The organism is Paraglaciecola marina, assembly GCF_004360155.1.
GTDB classification, from domain to species: Bacteria; Pseudomonadota; Gammaproteobacteria; order Enterobacterales; family Alteromonadaceae; genus Paraglaciecola; species Paraglaciecola marina.
Genome location: NZ_ML178720.1, coordinates 287,229 through 303,873, shown reverse-complemented (window position 1 = coordinate 303,873; position 16,645 = coordinate 287,229). Strand labels below are relative to the sequence as shown.

11 protein-coding genes are annotated in these 16,645 nt (G+C 39.9%); 8 read left to right on the top strand and 3 right to left on the bottom strand.

Going from position 1 to position 16,645, the window contains the following annotated elements:
- The first annotated feature begins 54 nt into the window (after window positions 1–54).
- A complete protein-coding gene (locus EOK74_RS01320; RefSeq protein WP_166638693.1) occupies window positions 55–1,329 on the top strand; it encodes a DUF58 domain-containing protein in 1,275 nt (424 codons plus the stop codon).
- 116 nt (window positions 1,330–1,445) lie between these two features.
- Here EOK74_RS01320 and EOK74_RS01315 read toward each other — a convergent pair whose 3' ends face one another.
- Entirely contained in the window at window positions 1,446–2,801 is a 1,356-nt protein-coding gene (locus tag EOK74_RS01315; protein ID WP_133468096.1) for a cytochrome-c peroxidase, read from the bottom strand.
- Window positions 2,802–3,117: 316 nt separating this feature from the next.
- Between EOK74_RS01315 and EOK74_RS01310 the strand changes: the two genes are divergently transcribed.
- Both EOK74_RS01310 and EOK74_RS01305 read left to right on the top strand, forming a co-directional pair.
- A complete protein-coding gene (locus EOK74_RS01310) occupies window positions 3,118–5,172 on the top strand; it encodes a bifunctional diguanylate cyclase/phosphodiesterase (protein WP_133468095.1) in 2,055 nt (684 codons plus the stop codon).
- A 215-nt stretch (window positions 5,173–5,387) separates the two neighbouring features.
- A complete protein-coding gene (locus EOK74_RS01305) occupies window positions 5,388–6,632 on the top strand; it encodes a malic enzyme-like NAD(P)-binding protein (protein ID WP_133468094.1) in 1,245 nt (414 codons plus the stop codon).
- A gap of 17 nt (window positions 6,633–6,649) precedes the next feature.
- Here EOK74_RS01305 and EOK74_RS01300 read toward each other — a convergent pair whose 3' ends face one another.
- Both EOK74_RS01300 and EOK74_RS01295 read right to left on the bottom strand, forming a co-directional pair.
- The gene (locus EOK74_RS01300; RefSeq protein ID WP_133468093.1) at window positions 6,650–7,969 is read right to left on the bottom strand and encodes a sugar porter family MFS transporter; all 1,320 of its coding nucleotides are present in this window, start codon (window positions 7,967–7,969) and stop codon (window positions 6,650–6,652) included.
- 174 nt (window positions 7,970–8,143) lie between these two features.
- Window positions 8,144–9,196: a LacI family DNA-binding transcriptional regulator gene (locus EOK74_RS01295; RefSeq protein ID WP_133468092.1), complete on the bottom strand. Its 1,053-nt coding sequence runs from the start codon at window positions 9,194–9,196 to the stop codon at window positions 8,144–8,146.
- A 257-nt stretch (window positions 9,197–9,453) separates the two neighbouring features.
- On the opposite strand from EOK74_RS01295, the gene EOK74_RS01290 reads away from it, so the two are divergent.
- The 5 genes from EOK74_RS01290 to EOK74_RS01270 all read left to right on the top strand — a co-directional run bounded on the left by EOK74_RS01290 (window position 9,454) and on the right by EOK74_RS01270 (window position 16,598).
- A complete protein-coding gene (locus tag EOK74_RS01290; protein ID WP_133468091.1) occupies window positions 9,454–12,168 on the top strand; it encodes a TonB-dependent receptor in 2,715 nt (904 codons plus the stop codon).
- Between the two features lie 281 nt (window positions 12,169–12,449).
- Window positions 12,450–13,871 (top strand): glucuronate isomerase, encoded by a 1,422-nt coding sequence (gene uxaC, locus EOK74_RS01285; protein WP_133468236.1) that lies wholly within the window; start codon window positions 12,450–12,452, stop codon window positions 13,869–13,871.
- Window positions 13,868–14,836, top strand: coding sequence for a TRAP transporter substrate-binding protein (locus EOK74_RS01280; protein WP_133468090.1), 969 nt, complete (start codon window positions 13,868–13,870; stop codon window positions 14,834–14,836). The genes uxaC and EOK74_RS01280 overlap by 4 nt, the downstream gene beginning before the upstream one ends.
- Window positions 14,836–15,315, top strand: coding sequence for a TRAP transporter small permease (locus EOK74_RS01275; RefSeq protein ID WP_133468089.1), 480 nt, complete (start codon window positions 14,836–14,838; stop codon window positions 15,313–15,315). The genes EOK74_RS01280 and EOK74_RS01275 overlap by 1 nt, the downstream gene beginning before the upstream one ends.
- Window positions 15,312–16,598 carry a TRAP transporter large permease gene (locus tag EOK74_RS01270; protein ID WP_133468088.1) on the top strand — a complete coding sequence of 429 codons (1,287 nt, stop codon included), beginning with the start codon at window positions 15,312–15,314 and terminating at the stop codon, window positions 16,596–16,598. The genes EOK74_RS01275 and EOK74_RS01270 overlap by 4 nt, the downstream gene beginning before the upstream one ends.
- Window positions 16,599–16,645: the final 47 nt, after the last annotated feature.

Below are 16,645 nucleotides of genomic sequence, written 5' to 3'. Positions count from 1 at the left end.
AAGGGGGGGAAACCAAGTAAAAAGCTATTGCGACAGCTATTTCTTGTATGCTGTTTGAGTATCTTACTGCCTACGTTAGGGCATTTTGGGGATATTCCCCAGTTAGCTATTTTACCTTATGTACTGGCGGGTCTAATGGCAGTGGTTATTGCTGTTGATTGGATTTTTAGTCGCAGGCGACCCTTGCTATCAAGTAGACGCTACATCCCACAAAGTTTATCTGTGAACTGCGAGCATACAGTTAAAATTGAAATCACCAATAACGATAGGTTAGCGTTTCATTTTGATGTAGAAGAGCATTTCCCCGAAGATTGGAGTTTGCACACCGAACTTCATGAGCTAGAGATTCAATCTGATGAATCACTGCAACTTGAATACAAAGTTACCCCCCGTAAAAGAGGGCTAGCGCGTTTATCTTTTACAGAGTTTAGTGTGATGTCTAGTTTAGGGTATTGGCAGTTTTCGTGGCTTTATGAGAATGACTCTGACGTAAAGGTATACCCTAATTTTTTAGCCATTCAAAATATGGCTGGTCTTAATGGCAGCATCAATCTCACCCAAGCTGGGCTGAAAAAGTTTAATTTACGTGGCTCCGGGATGGACTTCAGGCAACTCAGAGAGTATCGCGAGGGTGAAAGTTTAAAGCAAATTGATTGGCGTGCCACTAGTCGCTTTAACAAGCTTATTTCTAAAGAATTTCAGGAAGAAAAAAACCAGCATGTAATGATTATGCTCGATGCTGGGCAAAGAATGCGTGTCCATGATGATGATATGACTTACTTTGACCATGCTTTGAATTCGCTTATTTTGCTGTCTCATTCAGCACTCAAAAATGGTGACAGCTTAAGTTTACAAAGCTTTGGTAGTGAAACACGGTGGTTGGGGCAAATGAAAGGCGTGCAAAGTGTTAGTAAAATTTTGAATCACTTTTATGATTTATATCCTCAAAAAATTGCCAGCGATTACGTTAAAGCTGCACAAGATCTGCTGTTAAAACAGCCTAAAAGAGCCCTTATTTTACTAGTGAGTTGTTTAAGAGATGAGGATTTTTCTGATTTATTGGCTGCAGTACAAATTCTTCAAAAGAAACATTTAGTTGCCGTTATTAGTATTTCCGAACCTATTTATGAAACTATCCTTAATGATCCTGTGGATAATTTCGAGCAATCATTGATGTATAGCTCTGCTCAGATGTTAAATCAGTCAATCGAACGTAATTTTAAACGCCTTAAAAAACAAGGAGTAATATGTGTTCATGCTCCCGCCACTCAGCTTACCTCTAACGTCATTAATACTTATTTGAGTGTAAAAAAGGCAGGTTTACTTTAAGAGATGTTGTGATGTAAAGCTGTTGGGTTGGAATGTGGTAGGATTAAAAAAGCCATGGCGAGTTTTACATATCGACATGGCTTTGAATCATTTTAAGAATATTATTAGTTCAAATACTAATCTCTAACTGGCAAGCCACTAGGAACCGAGTCTGGGATCATCCACTCTTGATTTAATACGTTCCAATCTGTCAAGGCACGAAGAAATTCTAACAAATCATTAATTTCCGCTCGAGTTAACTCAACTGGCTCCAATTCATTAGCATCTATGATTGTTTGGCGCAAAGTAGCATCGTTATATCCATCTAGGTCGGAAGCATCTAACACTTCATCTTTTGGCAATATAAGTTGATTAGCGTTGTAATTCTCTAGAGAGGTTATTGGGTCAAGATGATGTTCAACTATTTTTCTGAGTGTCCCGTAAGCGCCTGAATGGCCATAAGGTGCGGTAATCCATACATTACGTAGTGACGGGGTACGGAATTTAGCCCAATCTTCAGCTGAACCAGTTACTTCTGCTCTTCCTCTGTCTTCAAAAGGAAAGGCGGCTTCAGCACCAGGTCCGATTTGTGGTATCGCGATACCATGAAAATCATGATCGGTTTGAAAGGTGCCACTATGGCAAGTGGAACACCCAGCTTCACCATAAAAAAGCTCCATCCCACTAATTTGCTTGTCAGTCATTGCGGCAGTGTTGCCTCTCAAATACTGGTCAAATGCACTGTTGTCACTTCTGAAAGCAAAACCTTGGAATGCTGATACCGCATTACCAAAATGTTGAATGCCAATGTCATCTTCAGAATTTACATCATCGAATGCAGCCATAAAAAGAGAAACATATTCAGGAATAGCTTTGAGACGGTCTACATAAGCATTCCATAGCCTAGGGAAACGATCATCGTCTTGAGTGACTAGGGCTACAATTTCGTTTTCTCCGGTATCACCTAGCATTTCATTTAAGTTAACTATTGGAAATAATGATTGCCCAGCGAGGACATCATTTAGGCCATTAGGAGTTGTTAGGCCTGATGGAAGGTTTAGCCCTCCTGGTAAGTCTGCATCAACTTGATGAATACCATTCCAATTCAGTTTTTCAAACTCTTTAGCGCCTAAATTATATAACTGTGGAGCATGGCGGCCAATTCTCGATTCTACCGCATCTGAACCCTCTCCTGTTGTTCTATATCTACCTAGGCCTTCTCCACCTTCACCTACCCCAAGGGATAAGCCATCACTACTGGCTAATAAGGGGTTATGGCAGGTAGCGCATGAAATATTTTTATTGCCACTCATTATCTTATCAAAAAACAAACTTTGCCCTAAATTGATAAGGTTTCTGGAGGGAGCTCCGTCATAATAATAATCTTGGTTTGTGGCGGGTTCTGGAAGCTCGTCAGCATAAGTAGGTGTTACTGTAAATGTTAAGACTAGAGCGGCAAAACTTAAGTGGATTTTATTATTTTTTGATTTCATTTTTTCATCCTTAATAAATGTCAAAGTGAGACTACGTAATTATTTCAATCAATTACTATCGCAATGATGGAACCGCAGTATAAGTTATGGCAATGAGTTGTGCAAAACTTGACCAAGTTATATTTAGACTGTTTCGGATTGAAAAATATCAAAATTGACCCATTTATTTATAGTCAGTGGATAAAAAATAATCATCAGGAAAAATAATTAACCGAAAGTAAAGCGGTATGCAGTTTTTTGTTTGTTTTATGTTAATGTGAGGTAAATTTTAGTCGCTTCGTTATTTTAGTTAAATAACACCATTCTAGGTTAGTTAATGTTTTTTAAGTCCATTAAAAGTGCAACTACAGCATATCTCACTTGTGTTCTTATATTGATTTCTTGTATTGCGCTTTTTATATCTATTCAAGAAAATAGGCGGATTTCTTTAGATTCAATATCTAATGAACTTAACTTGGTATCTACATATTTAGGCGAAGAATTAACTAGCAGATCTGTGGTATTGCTACCAAGCTCACAACAGGCTCAAGTATTTAATGCTTTAGATAAATTTAAAAGTGTCTCCTATGCCGCTGTTTATGATTCTAACTGGCAATTGCAACAGTCCTATATTAAAGAAGCTTTCAAGGCTACAAGTTTAGAACCTCAAAATTATGTCGCAACGCCTATTTTAAACCAGCAGCCAGTGTCTAACTTTATTAACGACACTTTGGTTGTAATTACTGCTATCGGTGCTGAATTATCTACCAACAACTATCTGGTGGTAGTGAGTGATGTTTCTAAAGTGTTAGAGGAAAATACGACTAGTCTTTTGAAACATACCTTACCGTTATTTGTAGTTTTGTTAAGCCTATGTGCCGCATTTGGATACGCCCTTCAAGGTAAGTTATTAAACCCTCTAATATTAATTTCTAAATTTGCTAAGGAGGTGGAAGTTAGAAAGGATTACAGCATTGAAATAAAAACACTGGGGAAACAGGAGTTAGTTGAACTGGGTGGCAGTATAAACTCAATGTTGCGTACCATTAATACAGAATACTCTAGAAGCCGTGAACTTTCGCAAACCTTGAAGGAGCATCAAAAGAACGCTGAAAGATGGGCTAATTTTGATAGGTTGACTGGGTTTCCAAATCGTCAATTTTTTATGCAGACATTACGCATTGAACTTGCCAGAACAATGCGTAATAGCCAAGATTTAGTACTTATTTATTTTGATTTAGATGGAATTTCAAAGGTTTATGATGAGCTAGGCCAAGAGACAGGTGATCAATTACTTATAAAGGTTTGTGAGCGAGCTAAGGGACTGTTACGGGAGGGGGATCTCATAGCTCGCTTGGATGATTCAGAATTTTTGATTTTGCTCCATAATCAACCTACTGACACTATGTTGGCAAACATAGTAGAGCGCTTAATAAAAGACTTTAACGTGCCATTTTCACTAAATAATCTAGTGGTCGAAGTCACTATAAATATAGGCATTGCTAAAGCGTCAGATTCAAATTTCAATCTAAGTGAGTTCATAGAAAATGCAGATATAGCTATGTATCGTTCAAAAATGCTTGGGATAAATACTCATACTATGTATCTCCCAGATATGAAGAAAGATAACAAGCGTAGTGTATTGATTGCTGCCACTATCGAAGAAGCTATTCAAAATAAGGAGTTTACAGTTAATTACCAATCAAGGGTTTCTGTTGATGAGCGAGTGATGGGGTATGACGTATCTGTGCACTGGGACAGTAAAACCTTAGGTTTTATACCAGAAAGTGAATTTAACCCTATCGCAGTTAACAATGGAAAGTCTTGTGCCATAAGCATGTGGGTTGTTGAAACAGTATGTCGAGATTTAGCCACTATTACTGAGCTTAATAATGCTCAGCTTGTCATATCCATTAATTTATGTTGTGTAAATAATGAACACACTAATGTGCTCGGTTTTATCAAGAATACCTTCTCCACTTATCAAGTAAACCCAGCAAATATTGAGTTTACTTTGCCAGAGTTGGTGTATTTAGAGAGTTATGACTTAGCCTCAGTATTTTTAAATAAATTAAGGGGAATAGGTGCCGGTGTTGCTTTAAGTAACTTTGGTTGTGGGTATTCTGGGCTTGGGTATTTACACCAGTCGGACTTAACAACTATCAGAATTGATAAACACTTTATTGATAACTTAATGCTATCTAAACGTCCCACTCTTGTTGTCAAAACCATTCTGAAAATTGCCACGCAACTTGGAGTGCAAGTTTGTGCTGATGGTGTAGAAACCCGAGAACAAGTCGACTTTTTAGTGTCAGTGGGCTGCCATCAAATGCAAGGTTTTCTATTTTCTAAGCCGAGTGCGCTAGCGCAACTTATATATGCAGAGAACTAAGGGGAATCACTTCCTAGATCTGGCCTAAGTATTGTTTAAATTGATACTAAGTATTCAAATTAAATTACTCTGAATTAACATTTACGACTGTGCATTATGTTACATTCATGTAAATATTTTTTAACGGTAAACTTGCCGCTTAGTAACGCTAGAGTCACTTCAAATTCTAGAACATACTTTCTCTTTAACCCTTTCAATAAGGACCGACATCAATTATGTCTAATTTTCGCCAACAGGCCCTTGATTATCATTCTAAACCCACACCCGGAAAAATCTGCATTGAAGTAACCAAGCCTGCTGAAAGTGTCACAGATCTCGCCCTAGCTTATAGTCCTGGAGTTGCAGAGCCAGTTAGAGAAATAGCCGCTGATCCCCAAGCTGCTTTTCAATATACAGCTAAGGGCAATTTAGTGGCTGTTATTTCTAATGGCACTGCCATATTGGGATTGGGTAATTTAGGTCCGCTAGCTTCTAAGCCTGTGATGGAAGGTAAAGCATTATTGTTTAAACGCTTTGCTAATATCGACTCTATCGATATCGAAGTGACACACAAAACCACCGCTGAATTTATTGATACCGTAGCTAATATTGCAGATACCTTCGGAGGGATTAATTTAGAAGATATAAAAGCGCCAGAGTGCTTTGAAATAGAACAAGCATTAATAGAACGCTGTAATATTCCTGTGTTCCATGATGACCAACACGGTACGGCTATAGTGACAGCTGCAGGTATGCTCAATGCCTTAGAGGTGCAAGGCAAGAACATAGGTGACGCCATTATAGTGTGTTTAGGAGCGGGAGCCGCTGCCACTGCATGTATGGAGCTGTTGGTAAAATGTGGCGCTAAGCGTGAACATATCTACATGTTAGACCGTAAAGGGGTGATCCATACCAGAAGAGAAGACCTAACCTATCATAAGAAGTTGTTTGCAAATAATACCGACAAACGCACCTTAGAAGAGGCCTTAGAGGGGGCGGATGTATTTGTAGGAGTATCCGGCCCCGATTTATTGCCAGCTGAAGGGCTAAAGTTAATGGCGCCTAATCCAATTATATTTGCCTGCTCTAACCCAGATCCAGAAATCAAACCAGAATTAGCCCACTCTGTACGTGATGATTTAATCATGGCAACAGGTCGTTCTGACTATCCTAATCAAGTGAACAATGTACTGTGTTTCCCGTTTATTTTCCGTGGAGCCTTAGATGTGAGAGCCTCACAAATAAACGACGAAATGAAAATAGCTGCCGTAGATGCCATCCGTGATATCGCAAAAGAGCCAGTGCCTGCGGAAGTGTTAGCAGCTAGCAACCTTGATAGCTTAGCCTTTGGTAAAGACTATATCATTCCAAAACCTATGGACCCTCGCTTGTTGCAAAGGGTAGCTAAGGCAGTAGCTCAAGCAGCAATAGATTCTGGGGTAGCGGCCATTGGTAGTATAAAGAGTAAAGTTAACATCTAGAGGTTAAAGCATAGTTATCACTTGTTTGATTGATAGCTAATATTGCTTAAATTCTCTAAGGACTTACCTTTGGTTTCTGGCATCATTTTGTGTACAAACAGCAGTTGTAAAACCATCATAAAAGTGAAAAACATGAAGATTTGACTGGGTAAAAACTGTGTCAAAAAATATGGCATGAGTAAAGTAATCGCTGCAGCTAGCACCCAATGCACGCCAGTACCCACTGATTGCCCTTTAGAGCGTACACTGTTAGGAAATATTTCAGCAATAAAGACCCAAATAACGGCACCTTGGCTTACTGCATGAGAAGCTATGAACGCAAAGATAAAAAACACCACTAACATTCCGCTTGCTCCTGTATTAAAAGCCCAAGATACAACGGTTAAAGATAATATGTAGCCAATTGAGCCTATATACATAAGTGTTTTACGACCTAAGTTATCTATTAAGTATAGTCCTAGCATGGTAAAAACTAAGTTAACTAATCCCACTCCGGACGTTGATAGCAGCGATGTACTAGCATCTAATCCAGCCAACTCAAATACTCTAGGGGCGTAGTAAATTATAAAATTTATGCCCGAGAGTTGGTTGAAAGATGCGAGTAAAAATACCAACAATATAGGAAAAGAATAGGTACGAGAAAATAGCGGATCTTGCTTGTGGTGTTCAGCATCTTGTTCAATAGCTTCAATAATTTGAGCACTGTTTTGTTCGCCTAAATCCATTAAAACTTCTTTTGCTTTGGCAGAGTCTCCAGAGTGTAAAATGAGCCAACGTGGGCTTTCAGGCATTTTTGATACCATGGCTAGATAAAGTAAAGCCGGTACTGCTTCAACTCCCAACATAATGCGCCAATCATAATCGCTAATACCTGATAGTAGATAGTTCGAAAGAAATGCGACTAGGATCCCCAGTACTAGTTGAAATTGGTAGGTCGCTACTAATCGCCCCCTGTGTTGTGCTGGAGCAATCTCAGAAATATACGCTGGTACAGCCACCGAAGATATGCCTACGCCTATTCCACCGATAAATCGTAATATCGCAAAGCTATAGGGATCAGGTGCAATGGCCGAGCCTAGCGCTGAAATAAAAAATAGTACGCCTATCAATACGAGCGTGGCTTTGCGGCCATATTTATCACAAGGATAATTACCTAATAATGCTCCAAGTACTGTTCCCCAAAGAGCAGAAGACATTACAAACATGCCGTGAAACAAGGGCGAGGTATTCCAAATATCTTGAATTGGTTGGTCAGCTCCAGAAATGACAGCGGTGTCAAATCCAAATAAAAAACCAGCAACTGCAACCGTCAAAGCCCAAAACGTAATTTTATTCATGCTTGAAAAACCCTGTTGATATCCATGATAAATGGCTTGTAATTTTAGCCTTGTAACTGCTGCGAAAGTAATTAATGCCGTTCACGATAATCAAAATAAACTATATGTTAACAATTTACTTGATAATAATTAACGTTTTAATTTTCAGGAGTCTAAGATCTCCCGAGTTAAAAATCAATTAACTTTAAGATCGTCAGCAAATTTGGATGAACTAGAGCCACGGATTATGAGCTCTGAAGTTACGCAGCATGGTATTTTAGCTGCTTGTACAATATTGTTTTCACAAATGTATAGCAGTTTATCCGCAGCAAGCCCAGCCATCTTTTTGACTTGTAAATTGACGGTTGTTAAGGGCGGAACCACCTCTGAAGAGTGCGGTGAATCATCAAATCCCACCAATGCTAGGTCTTCAGGAATATCAACATTAAGCTTATTTGCTGCAGCAATAACGCCTAATGCCATTTCATCGTTACATGCAAATATTGCGGTGGGGCGGGGGCGTTGTTGTAATAGAGTCAAACCACTCGCTAAGCCAGATTGGAAGGTGTAGCTACCTTGCTGTATGTATCCTTCTGGTAATTCTATATTGTTGGCGGCAATGGCTTCTATAAAAGCTGAGAATCTGCGCTCACTTGACTCTGAGTTAATAGCACCTTTAATAAAGCCAATTTTGGTATGGCCTTGTTTGATTAAGTGAGCAACCACATCTTTGGTTGCATTTTGATCATCGAATTGAACTAGGTTTTCAGGAAACTCATTATCATTTGAGAGCAATCTCACATAATTAATTTTCTTGGCTCTTAATGCTTCAATTAATAATGGAGACTCAGACATGGGTGGAAGTAAAATCACTCCGTCTATTTTAATTCGTTGAATAAACGTAAGAATCGAATCGATGTTCAACTCTTCTTTACTAAGGCACGGATGGACAACTAATTCATACCCTTTTTTTTGGCAACTAGCTAAGATCCCTAGCATGGCTTCAGTGACAAACTCGGGATTAGGATTATCGTATATCATTGCTAATAGAAAGGATCGACTTGATGCTAAGCCTCTCGCCTGAGGGTCCGGAAAGTAATTAAGTCTCGCGATTGTTTCTTGAACTCGCTTACGTGTTCGCTCACTAACATTAGGCTCATTGTTTATAACACGAGATACCGTTTTTTTAGAAACTTGGGCCTCATCGGCAACATGGTTAATTGTTATTCTGATATTTTGGTTATTCATCTGATTTATAAAATCGCTTGATTGCTGAGCTTCTTGATATGGGAGAATTGTACACCACAATAAATAATTATTAGTAAATAAGCCATTTATAAGGTGTGCTAATGGTTACAATTTAAGTAACTTATTTTTTATTTATTTGTATCAAATTTGTAAATAATGTATTGACACCGGTGTCAATCGTGGTTAATTTATAATCGCCTTACCAATCAGGGGATTGAATAGGCCAAATGAAACATAAATAAAAGATAGGAAAAGTGATGACACACATATCAAAAATGACTCATTGTTTGTCGCCAATTACATTGGCGATAGTTTCATGCCTAACATCTCAGGTAATGGCACAGCAAACTGAAGAGGCCGCTGGGCAAGAATATGAAGTAATTGAAGTAACAGGAATTCGTGGTTCACTAAACAAAGCGATAAATCTGAAACGTGGTTCAACATTAACGACTGAATCTATTTCAGCGGAAGATATAGGTAAATTTCCCGATCTAAACTTGGCTGAATCGTTACAACGTATATCAGGTGTGGCGATAACAAGAGACAACGGTGAAGGTCAGCAAATTTCATTGCGGGGTTTAGGACCCAGCTTTTCTCGCGTACTTTGGAATGGCGTGCCGATTTCCACAGCCTCAAACGGCGGAACTGATGTCAGTGCAGAAAACCGCCAGTTCGACTTCGACGTATTTTCTTCTGACCTGTTTACCCAAATTGACGTATCAAAGAGTGCTGCGGCTCATCAAGTTGAGGGGGGGATCAGCGGTGTGGTCAATATCCGCAGTGCTCGAGCTTTTGACTTTGGCGAAGGGTTTAATGCCACAACCATCTATAAGCATGGTTTCAATGACCTAGCAGATTCAAGTGACCCTAATTTTACCGCAATTGTCAGTAATACGTTTGCAGATGATACCTTTGGTGCTCTATTTGGTTTTACCACGCAACAGCGCGACGTTAGGGTAGATGGTTTCGAATCACAAGACTGGGTATCTCAATCGGCAGGTGGTTACACATTTGACGTATCCGATGGCAATAACTCTGGGTTATCCGACGAAGCATTAGATACCTTGATGTTGCCAAGACTGCCAAGAACTGAAGTGCAGTTTGGTGACCGTAACCGAGTTAGTTATGTGGCTGCCTTTCAATATAAACCTAGTGACGATTTCGAAATCAACTTAGATATACTAGGTGCACAGCTGGAAAGTGATATCCATCGACATAATTTGGATGTTGAAATTCGAAATCAAAATGATCTTGTTCCTACGAATGCTTCAGTACGCGATAATAATACGGTTGAGAGTATTACCTTACAAGGCGCTGATCGCCGCTCTGAAAACCGCAAATTTTACCAAGAAACTGAACAGCTTCACACGGCACTGAGTGCCACTTGGTTCGTCAATGACGAGTTTAAACTCGAAGCGGTATTATCCAGCTCAAGCAGTGAATATGAGCTTGAAGAAATTTCTTTTTTAGCTAGTGTAGATGATACAGAAGTCACAATTGTTACTCCAAGTGGCTCACATCCTATTACAGAAGTCTATACAAATGTTGATATTACCAACCCTGATAATTTCGTTCTTAATACACTTCGCGCTAACTTTATATACAGAGATGAAAAGGATACTGCTTTTCATGTAGATGGAACCTGGGGAGACGATGATTCAAATCTTCGTTTTGGTGTAGCCTTCGACTCTTACGAGCGAGACAACGACTATTTTCGTAATACTTCTAATACGCCAGCCAATAACATCACAGGTGATGTGCCAGAGCTATCTCAAATCGCCAGTACTTTACCCTTTAACGATTACTTAAGTGTACTCAACCCAACAGATGGAGCGATTAGCAATCATTTAATCATTAATCCAGATGATGCGGCCGCCTATTTCGATTATGATCAAATCGAAAAAGAGTTTTCGGCTGTACGCGAAGCCGGGACCTATTTTGCGAAAGAGACAACAACAGCGGGCTATGTTGAAGTCAATCACACTTCTGACTTCTTAAACAGAGAGTTCCGATTCAATGCGGGTACTAGGCTTATCAACACAGAAGTTGATGTAGCTGCACCATTCTTAGGAAACGACCTAGAGTTCAGTTCAAGTTATACCGAATTGTTACCAAGCTTTAACTTAGCCTGGGACGTGGTCGATGACTTGGTTGTACGTGTGGGAGCAGCACGAACTATCACTCGCCCTATTGTTTCTAGTATGGTACCTAGAACCTCTGTTAGCAGTGATTTCTCGGTGAGCCGAGGTAATCAAGATTTAGAACCCTATTTATCTAATCAAATTGACCTTGGCTTGGAATGGTATTTTGCTGATGAGTCGCTCTTAGCATTGAGTTACTACGATAAAAGTATCACTGGATTTATCCAGAACGAATCCACAAGCGGACCTTTCAGTGATTCCGGCATAGATATTTCAACCTTGGATTCAAATATCTACGCAAATTTAACACCTGATACCATAGTTGACTTCGTTCAACCTCAAAACGTGGCAGATACCACTGAAATTACTGGTTTTGAAATTCTGTATCAACAGCCTCTTAGCTTTATCGTCGATGGCTTAGGTACGATGATCAACTACAGTAAAATTAATGGCAGTACCTCTTTTGTTACCGGCAATGATGTGGTTGTTCCTTCCAATATTGTAGGGCTATCGGATGAAAACTATAACTTGGTTGTGTACTACGAAACTGAGCGTTTCTCCATACGTGGCTCATACAACTTCAGAAGTGATTACACCACAGCGGCTTGTTGTAGAAACAACCAACCCTTCTTGAAAACTCGTGAAGGCAGTGGTCAGTTCGATATGTCTGCGACGTACACCTTGCCTTTTGCCGAAAATGTCACTTTGACAATGGAAGGCATCAACTTAAATGAAAACGATGAGTATACCTATTTTGGTACTAGCGACAGATTGCAACGTTATGTTGGCACCGGACGCCAAGTATTTTTAGGTGCACGCGCTATCTTTTAAACCTAATGACACTCGCAAAAGGATTTGTGAGTGTTTCTAATCACGCTGTTATAAATGCTTGTCAGACACTTAAATTATAGGTAACTAGCTGACTGGTACATGGGTTAACAGTTAAAAATAGTATCGGGTGTTGAATCGAATTCTGTTAATTGTATCGCCTATAAATTTAATGTTCGCCAAGTCGTGCAAAGCATTTAAAGAAGTCGGTAAAAACACAGTGGATGATGGCTCTGAAAACTCAACATTTTAAACATCAGCTTTTGAGTACTCTTTAAATGAATATGACTATTAATCGTGACAATTTAAATCATCCAGACAGGCTTTTTTCTGCAAATCCTGTCATTAGAGAGTTAGCAAGTGAACTTTACTTGCAAGTAAAGACGCTGCCAATAATTAGCCCACATGGCCATACAGATCCGAAGTGGTTTGCTAGTAATCAGAACTTTACTGATGCAACTGAATTGCTCATTAAGCCTGATCATTACGTATTTAGAATGTTATACAGCCAAGGGATTTCGTTGGGTGAGCTAGGCATTGAAAATAAACAGGGAACTCAAGCTGAAACCGACAATCGCAAAATTTGGCAACTGTTCGCCGATAATTATTATTTATTTCGTGGTACACCCAGCAAAATCTGGCTAGATACAACTTTTGAGCAAGTGTTTAGCATTAATACACCTCTTAACGGTGCTAATGCGAATGTGATTTATGATGCCATAAATGAGAAATTAGCTACAGATGCCTTTAAACCCAGAGCACTATTTGAGCGCTTTAATATTGAGGTGTTAACCACCACTGAAGCTGCAACCGATGACTTACGTTATCACAAAGCAATTAGAGAAAGTGGCTGGCTGGGAAAAGTTATTACGGCATTTCGACCGGATCAAGTCGTAGACCCTGATTTTTATGGCTTTGGCGACAAAGTGCGCTTAATGGGCGAACAAACAAAACAAGATGTTGCATCATGGCAAGGTTATCTCAAGGCCATCGCAGATAGACGTCAATACTTTATTAAATTCGGTGCAACTTCAACAGATCATGGGCATCCAAGTGCCGTAACTTGTGATTTGCCAGTACAGCAATGCCAATCACTTCTCAACAAGGCTATTTCGGGTGACTGTTCATCGGAAGAAGCTGAACAATTTCGCGGTCAAATGCTAACGGAAATGGCAAAAATGAGCATTGAAGACGGCTTAGTGATGCAGCTTCATGTAGGCTCTTATCGCAACCATAACTCTAAACTTTACAACTTATATGGCCGTGATAAAGGGGCTGATTTACCGACACAAATTGAGTATGTGAAAGGGCTTAAACCCTTACTTGATAAGTTCGGAAATAATCCTGACTTACATCTTATTTTATTTACTTTAGATGAGTCAGTGTATGCCAGAGAGTTGGCACCTTTGGCAGGGCACTACCCATCATTGAAGATAGGTCCTGCATGGTGGTTTCATGATAGTCCAGAAGGGATCAAAAGATACCGTAATCAAGTTACAGAAACCGCTGGCTTTTATAATACAGTGGGTTTCAATGATGACACTCGGGCATTCTTATCTATCCCGGCTCGACATGATCTCGCCCGTAGAGTTGACTGTAATTTCTTAGCTGAGCTGGTGGCAGAACATAAAATCACACTGAGTGAAGCCTATGAACTAGCCGTTGATTTAGCTTATGGCCTTGCAAAAAAGGCGTACAAACTGTGAGGTTGATTACCCCGTTTTTAACATTTTTATGGTTGATATTGCCACTACAGGTTTTAGGACAAGTTTTTCTGCGGGCGGCTGATGTTCACCCGTCTCAATACCCAACAGCTCAGTCTGTGATTTATATGGGAAAGCGCATCGCAGAAATGTCTAATAATGATCTTGTTATGAAACATTATGCCGCAGCGCAGTTGGGGCAAGAAAAAGATACCATTTTGGCAACCATATTTGGTGCCATAGATATCAATAGAATTAATGTCGCACCTTTAGGCAATATTGCTCAGGAGTTGCAAGTCTTGTCGCTTCCCTATCTCTTTCGTGATCAAGACCATATGTATTCTGTCCTCGAAGGAGAGATTGGCGAGCAATTACTTGATTACTTAACGCCTCATCATTTAGTGGGTCTGGCATTTTTAGATTCTGGTGCTCGCTCATTTTATACCAAGAAACCCATTAACAAATTGAGTGACATGAAAGGGCTCAAAATTAGAGTTCAGAATACTGATATGTTCGTTCGTATGATGGACGCACTTGGTGCTAATGCCACCCCCATGAGTTTTGGGCAAGTGTATGAATCATTGCTAACGGGCGTCATAGATGGTGCAGAAAATAATTGGCCATCTTATGTGTCTACTCGTCATTTTGAAGCCGCCAAGTATTACACCTTAGACAGACACTCAATGGTGCCTGAAGTCATTGTTATGTCTGAAGAAAGTTGGAATAAACTTAGTAAAGAACACCAGTTCATTGTTAAAAAAGCAGCCAAAGAAGCCTCCAAACACATGCGAGTAATTTGGAATGAACGTGTCAATAAGGCCAAGGCACAGGCCATACAGGCAGGCATTATCATCAACGAAAACATTGAACTTGATGAATTTGTACGCGCTGTTGAGCCACTTTATCAAGATGTAATGCAAGACCCTGAGCTTGCAGACTTAATTACTAAGATTCGGGAGGCTCGTTAATGACACAGTTAGCTAATGTTATTGAACGTTGGTGCTTTCGTTTAAGCGGCTACTCTTTGCTAGCCATTTGCTTAATTATCGGTTGGCAGGTTTTTGCCAGAAAAGTACTAAACGATAGCCCCAGCTGGAGTGAACCAACAGCTTTGTTACTACTGTTATACGCAGTGATGCTAGCGGCGGCTGCAGGTTGCAGAAGTCAATTACACCTAGGGCTCGCCTGGTTTAGAGACCAGTTCTCTAGCGCAGTAAAAGCGAAAGTCTTGCAATTTGAGTTTATTGCTTGTGGGCTATTAGGTGTTGCAATGGCTTACTTTGGAACGGCTATGTCATTACGCACTATGCATTATATCTTACCCGGATTATCGCTCCCAATGTCCCTTCAATATTTACCTTTAGTAATAGGCGGTACCCTTATCGCGTTATTTAATCTTGAGCAGCTACTAGGTAGTTTTGAACCAAAAAAGGAATATGAACTATGAGTTTAGTGCTACTGACTGTTGTATTTTTCACCTTACTCATTTGTGGTTTACCTGTGGCATTTTGTTTGGCAATTTCTGCGGTATCTACCTTGCTGTTTATGGATATCAATCCTGTGGCAGCATTTCAGATGATGCTTTCAGGAATGAACATCTTCGCACTATTGGCATTACCTTTCTTTATTTTTGCAGGGGAGTTAATGACAAGGGGAGGAATTGCTGAAAAATTATTAACCTTTGCCAATTCCGCAATAGGTAATGTAAAAGGCGGCTTGGGGATGGTAAATATATCTTCATCTATGCTGTTTGGGGGTATTTCCGGCTCTGCCGTAGCTGATGTTTCAGCTCTAGGTTCAACCTTAATACCCATGATGGAAAAGCGGGGGTATGACAAGTCATTCGCAGTAAACGTAACCACTAGTTCTGCAACCTTAGGCTTACTCATTCCCCCTAGCCATAACATGATTATTTACTCTATTGCTGCAGGGGGGGGAGTCTCTATTTCTGGCTTGTTTGCCGCGGGTTTAATTCCCGGTGTTTTAACAGGCATATGTTTAATGGTTGTTAGCTATTGGATTGCAATTAAACGTAACTACCCAACAGAAGATTTTCCGGGATGGCAGGCTTTATTTACAGCATTTGTACACAGTATTCCTGGGCTTCTTACAGCAATTATTATTCTTTTTGGTGTCATAAGCGGTGTTTTTACGGCTACTGAGTCTGCAGCCATTGCGGCATTCTGGGCAGCTATAGTTGCAGCTTTTGTATATAGAAGTATGGACTTAGACATATTTTGGCAAGCCACGTTAGCGGCATGCAAAACCACAGCTATGGTAATGCTGGTCATTGGCTCAGCAGCTGCCTTTGGGTGGGTGCTTTCTGTGAATGATGTACCTAGTATGTTAGCTGCAATTTTGTCTTCTCTTACTGATAATCCGATCCTGCTATTTCTATTGATTAACTTAATGTTACTTTTGCTTGGAGCCGTTATGGATATGGCGCCATTAATCATGATCACTACACCTATATTGCTCCCTGTGGTTCAACAGGCAGGTATGGATAGTACTCAATTTGGCATTATGCTGATCCTTAATTTAGGGATTGGATTGATTACTCCCCCAGTGGGCTCAGTGCTATTTGTTGGGTGTGCGGTGGGTAAAACCAACATTGAAACGGTAGTAAAAGGTATGCTGCCATTTTACCTAGCGTTGTTTACCGCCCTGCTTTTAATCACCTTTATTCCCTCTGTTTCCTTATGGCTACCTAACTGGTTAGGAATTTTATAATGATGTTATTTATGTTCTTTTCATTAGATTTTAAAGCTTATTCAATC

What these genes read in the sequence shown, in the direction of transcription:
- EOK74_RS01315 (WP_133468096.1), bottom strand. Translation starts at nt 2,801, where the DNA reads ATGAAATCAAAAAATAATAAAATCCACTTAAGTTTTGCCGCTCTAGTC.
- EOK74_RS01310 (WP_133468095.1), top strand. Translation starts at nt 3,118, where the DNA reads ATGTTTTTTAAGTCCATTAAAAGTGCAACTACAGCATATCTCACTTGT.
- EOK74_RS01305 (WP_133468094.1), top strand. Translation starts at nt 5,388, where the DNA reads ATGTCTAATTTTCGCCAACAGGCCCTTGATTATCATTCTAAACCCACA.
- EOK74_RS01300 (WP_133468093.1), bottom strand. Translation starts at nt 7,969, where the DNA reads ATGAATAAAATTACGTTTTGGGCTTTGACGGTTGCAGTTGCTGGTTTT.
- EOK74_RS01295 (WP_133468092.1), bottom strand. Translation starts at nt 9,196, where the DNA reads ATGAATAACCAAAATATCAGAATAACAATTAACCATGTTGCCGATGAG.
- EOK74_RS01290 (WP_133468091.1), top strand. Translation starts at nt 9,454, where the DNA reads ATGACACACATATCAAAAATGACTCATTGTTTGTCGCCAATTACATTG.
- uxaC (WP_133468236.1), top strand. Translation starts at nt 12,450, where the DNA reads ATGACTATTAATCGTGACAATTTAAATCATCCAGACAGGCTTTTTTCT.
- EOK74_RS01275 (WP_133468089.1), top strand. Translation starts at nt 14,836, where the DNA reads ATGACACAGTTAGCTAATGTTATTGAACGTTGGTGCTTTCGTTTAAGC.
- EOK74_RS01270 (WP_133468088.1), top strand. Translation starts at nt 15,312, where the DNA reads ATGAGTTTAGTGCTACTGACTGTTGTATTTTTCACCTTACTCATTTGT.